Origin of the sequence: Bradyrhizobium sp. (assembly GCF_019244115.1) — a bacterium.
Classification (GTDB): domain Bacteria; phylum Pseudomonadota; class Alphaproteobacteria; order Rhizobiales; family Xanthobacteraceae; genus Bradyrhizobium.
Genome location: NZ_JAFATE010000369.1, coordinates 1 through 5,204 on the forward strand (window position 1 = coordinate 1; position 5,204 = coordinate 5,204).

Annotated in this window: 3 protein-coding genes; all 3 read right to left on the reverse strand. The window is 63.3% G+C overall.

Features of this window, described 5'->3' with window-relative positions; translation table 11 throughout:
• Positions 1-1,255: 1,255 nt before the first annotated feature.
• A complete protein-coding gene (locus JOZ76_RS16260; protein WP_291699698.1) occupies positions 1,256-2,296 on the reverse strand; it encodes a S1C family serine protease in 1,041 nt (346 codons plus the stop codon).
• Positions 2,297-2,368: 72 nt separating this feature from the next.
• On the reverse strand, positions 2,369-3,607 hold the full coding sequence (locus tag JOZ76_RS16265; protein WP_291699700.1) for a c-type cytochrome: 1,239 nt from the start codon (positions 3,605-3,607) through the stop codon (positions 2,369-2,371).
• Positions 3,608-3,630: 23 nt separating this feature from the next.
• Positions 3,631-5,204 (reverse strand): GMC family oxidoreductase (locus JOZ76_RS16270; RefSeq protein ID WP_291699703.1); only part of this gene is annotated, 1,574 nt, incomplete at its 5' end.

Sequence of the window (5,204 nt, forward strand, 5' to 3'; positions counted from 1 at the left end):
GAACAGCCCAATCAGGACACTCTCAAATTCAAATGAGGACACCGGCGCTCAAATGCGAGAACTGCCTGGGCGTGCATTGCAACATTTTACAACTATGGCCCCTTCCTTGAACTTCGCAGATGCCGACCGAATGTCGGTTGTGGGTCATGAGGCGAAAGTCTCACTTGGAACAAATCTGGTCCGCACTACCTCAGACAGCCGACACTGACGGCAGCCGTGAAGATTTCTCCGTCGGGCCAACAGGAGAAGTGATCCCCTCAAATTGGATTGCGTCGCTTAAATGCGCGCCGCACGAGCAAGAGTGTTGTAATCACGACGATCAATGCGGCTATATATGCCGCGATGGTCCAACGTTCGTGCAGGTAGACTGCTGAGACAAGCGTTAGCAGCAGTAGCGCACTAAGGAGTCCTGTCTGCGCATCATAATGACCGCGATCGCGGCGCTCGGCGATCAGTCGGCTCGCGCGGGGATTGTCGTTGGGATCGTCGAGGGCCTTGATGTCAAGTATGAGTTCTCGCCGAAATATCAGGAATGCAACTGGTAACACATACAATGATGGCCACTCCCAAGAACGGAAATAGGCCCCCGCTTTGGAGCAAAATGGGGGGGACGCCAGCAAAGGCGGCCCCGACCGCAGCCCCAACTCCGTCGGCCAAAGACATTTGCCTTTTCCGCCGCGTCATCGCTTACCTTTCGACGCTCCGCTTCCTCCACGATCAGCCACTCACTCAATCTACTAAGATGTGGGGCGCCGGTTGTCGCGTGCAACTTTCCCCCAGGCGACGCTCCAAATCCCCTCGACGCTAGACCACATACCGGGCACGTGAAGGGTCGCCTTGGGGGTCAATCGCGACCGGGGCGATCCCAACAGCAGCTCAAGCCATGTGTGCGGTGCACCGAAAGCGGAAGTTTCCAGCACACTGCGGTTCATCGAGGCCGTCGACCCTAATAGAATTTCGAACCCTTCAGATAAGCTGAGGCGGCTAGTCGATGCGAGCATCTCAGCGCTCTACCAACTGGCGCCAGACTTGCCGCGGGCGACACGTATGACGGTCTATTGCGCGATTGCTGGAATTCATATGGCGGTGACATCGTCTGCGCGTCCGCGCCGAGCTTGGTCATCGTGATCGGTCGGCAGGTCAAGGGCGCGATAGGTGACGCCCTCCAGCGAGACGTCGGGAAGACTGTTGAGGTCCGCGTGATTCACCAGCCGAATGCACGCATGACAAGTAGCGGCCGCCGCTGCACGTCCCATCACGGCACGAGCGCCGCCCGCGCCGCGGGCTTGCGCTCCACGGGGTGGATGTCGATCGCCCGCAAGCGCCCCAGCCGCAGCACGTCCATTGCCAGCGTCCGGCCGATGCGGTCGCGATCGAGCACGCGGATCAGGTCGTCGACACCGTTGATCTCGATGCCATCTAGCTTGATGACGACGTCGCCCGGCAGCAGCCCAGCCAGCGCCGCCGGCCCATCCGGCTCGATCTGCGCAAGCAGCGCGCCCATCTTGTTCTCGACCCCGGCATTGACCGCTTGGCGCCGCGGCACCGGCGCGGTCTGGCCAGCGACGCCGATATAGGCGCGGCGGACGTAGCCGTGGCGGATGATCTCCGCCAGCACGAACTGCGCGGTGTTGCTGGCGACTGCAAAGCAGATGCCCTGCGCGCCGTTGATGATGGCCGTGTTGATCCCGATCACCTCCGATTGCGACGATACCAGCGGCCCGCCGGAATTGCCGGGATTGAGTGCCGCGTCGGTCTGGATCACGTCCTCGATGGTGCGGCCCGAGACCGAGCGGATGGAGCGGCCAAGGGCCGACACCACGCCCGCGGTGACCGTGGACTCGAAACCGAGCGGATTGCCGATCGCGACCACCAGCTGGCCGCGCCGCAGGCTCTTGGAATTGCCGAGCGAGGCATACCGCAGGTCGCGCGCGCCGCTGGCGCGCAAAAGCGCAAGATCGGTGTCGGGGTCGACGCCGAGCACGCGCGCCTCGGTGACCACGCCCTCGATGTCGCGCAGGCGGATCTCCTTCGCCGTGCCGACGACGTGGCTGTTGGTTAGCACCAGCCCGTCAGGCGAAATGACGATGCCGGAACCGAGACCGCCGCGCTCGCGCGCCGTCCGCACGAGGGGCCCGGTCTCGACTCGCACGACGGCCGGGCCGACGCGCTCGGTCACGCCGATCACGGCATTGGAATAGGCATCGAGCAGGACCTGATCGTCGGAAGCGTCGGCTTCGGTGGGGCGGGCTGATGGCTGTCCGTCATCCCAGACATTTGAAGTGATATCCAACATGGCGAGTTTTCCTTCGGGCTTGTCAGATGGGTGGCCTGCACCTCCACCGCAAGTCCGATGGAACCGGGCCGCTCATTCGCGCGCGGCAGATACGCGTTCGCGCAATGCCTTGACCATCGCGGCCGAGACAGGCGAGGCCGCATTGCCCCAGCTGTTGCGCACATAAGTGACGACGGCTGCCACCTGGTCATCCCCGAGCCGATAGCCCAAGGACGGCATCGCGGGCGCCGTCGGCGTCGCATCAGTGGAGGCGGCTCGTCCCCCGGTCAGGATGATCCGCATCAGCGAGGCCGGATCGTCCTGGGTTGCAATCACGTTACCCGCGAGCCGGGGAAACATATGCGCAACGCCCTCGCCGCTGCGCTTGTGGCAGGCGGCGCAAGTATCGACGAAAATGGCTTCGCCGAGCTTCATGCGCGCATCGGAGGACAGCAGCGCCGCCATTGGGGGCGGCCCTTCCGCACCCCGCTCCTTCAGATACACCGCGATCGCCTTTAGATCGGCCTCCGGCATTTTCGAGGTCGAGTTCTCGATCACGTCTTTCATCGGCCCGCCCGCGATGCTGCCGCGGGCCTGCCCGGTCTTCAGATATTGCACCGTCTCATCGACTGACCATTTGCCGAGGCCGACCTGTCTGTCGTTGGTGATGTTGGGCGCGGTCCAATGATCGATCTGGCTGCCCTGCAGATACTGGTCGGCTTTGTTGGCGCCGAGGGCGTTGAGCGGCGTATGGCAGGCGCCACAATGGCCGAGGCCTTCGACCAGATAGGCGCCGCGGTTGAACTCCTCCGAGCGTCCAGTTTCGGGAACGAAGCCGGCGGGCTTGAAGAACAGGGCATTCCAGCCCAGCATCGACGATCGGATGTTGAAGGGAAATGGCAGCGTGTTGCGATTGACGCGATTGACCACCGGGGCAAGTGAACGCAGGTAGGCGTAGATCGCATCTGTATCGGCGCGACTCACCCTGGTGAAATAGGGATAGGGAAAGGCCGGATAGAGGTACGTGCCGCCGGGCCGTCGGCCCTCGTGCATCGCACGTGCAAAATCGTCGGCGGACCAGCTGCCGATGCCGCTCGTATTGTCCGGCGTGATGTTGGGCGTCATGATTGGGCCGAAGGGCGTCTGCAGCGCCAGGCCACCGGCGAATGGAGTGCCGCCCGGCGCAGTATGGCACGCCACACAGTCGCCGACCGTTGCCAGCGCCTTGCCGCGCGTGATCGCGATATAATTGTCCGGATCGGCCAGCGCAGCGGCAGGGATCATCAAGCACGCGATCACGATCGCAGCGCCCTGCCACGCAGCCCTCGCCATGCGCGCGCTTTTCACTCCAAAGCTCATGGCTGCACCAGGGGGCCGGGCGATCTCAGATATTTCTGGATCGCGTCGACCGCCCAGTAGGTCAGCGCGCCGACTGTCCCGGTCGGGTTATAGCCGGCATTCTGCGGGAAGGCGGATGCACCCATCACGAACACATTGGACACGTCCCAGGACTGCAGATAGCGGTTGAGCGCGCTGGTTTTGGGATCGCTTCCCATGATCGCGCCGCCGGTGTTGTGCGTGGTCTGATACGGCACCACCGACCACGAGCCGGTCAGGCGGTTGAGCTGCGTCGCCTTGGCACCCATGGCCTTGGCGATCTCGTCGCAGCGCTCGGCCATCCAGTTGGCCATCTTGCGCTCATTGTCCTGGTAGTCGAAGGTCATGCGCAGCAGCGGCCGGCCGAGCGGATCCTTGTAGGTCGGATCGAGATCGAGAAAATTGTTGCGATAGCTCATGACGCTGCCCTGCGCGCCGATATTCGTGACCCTCTGATAGGTCTCGCGAACCGCCTTCTTCCAGGCGCTGCCCCAACTCGGCGTACCCGGCGGCGTCGGGTGGAAGCGAATGGGCCGGCCATTGGTATGGGCTGACGTGATCGAGGCGCCGCCGACAAAACCGTGCGGACCATGATCGAAATTGTCGCTGTTGTAATCGTCGAGCGCGACGCCGAGCGAGCCAGCCGCGGCGAAGGGATTGAACTTCACGTCCTCGAAGAACGCTGTCGAACCGGAGCCGGTCTGATAGGCATAGTTGCGCCCGACCACGCCCTCGTCCTTCGCCGCATCATAGGGCTTGCCGATGCCGGACAGCAGCAGCAGGCGCACGTTGAACAGGCTGAAGGCGCAGACCAGCACGAGGTCGGCCGGCTGCTCCCATTCGGTGCCATCAGCGTCGACATAGCTGACGCCGGTCGCCATCTTGCCATCGCCGGACAGATTGACCTTGGTCACCTCGCATTCGGTGCGGGCCTCGAAGGTCTGCTGGCGGATCAGCGCCGGCAGCACGCAGGTCTGCGGCGAGGCCTTGGAATAGTTGGCGCAGCCGAACCACTCGCAGAAGCCGCAATAGGTGCAGGGCGCCATGCTGCAGCCATAGGGATTGGTGTAGGCGACGGAAATGTTGCCTGACGGCCGCGGAAACGGATGCAGGCCAAGCCCGGTCGCAGCCTTGGTGAACAGTTCCTGCGCGTAGCCCTGGGTCATCGGAGGCGTCGGGTAATCCCGCGACCTCGCCCCTTCGAACGGATTGCCGCCGCTCTGGATCTCGCCCTTGACGTTGCCGGCCTTGCCCGAAATGCCGGCGACATATTCGAACTTGTCGTAATAGGGCTCGAGCTCCTCGTAGGAGACCGGCCAATCCTGGATGTGATTTTCTCCCGGCAGGATCTCCGAGCCGTAACGCTCGACGATGTGGCTGCGGATGCGAAAATCGTCCGGCAGGAAGCGCCAGGTCTGACCGTTCCAGTGCAGGCCCGCGCCGCCCACACCATTGCCGGGCAGGAAACTGCCCCACTTGCGGATCGGCAGCGCGGTCTGCGAGGGGTTGTTGCGCATGGTCATCGTTTCCTGCTTCGGGCGCAGGAAGAGGT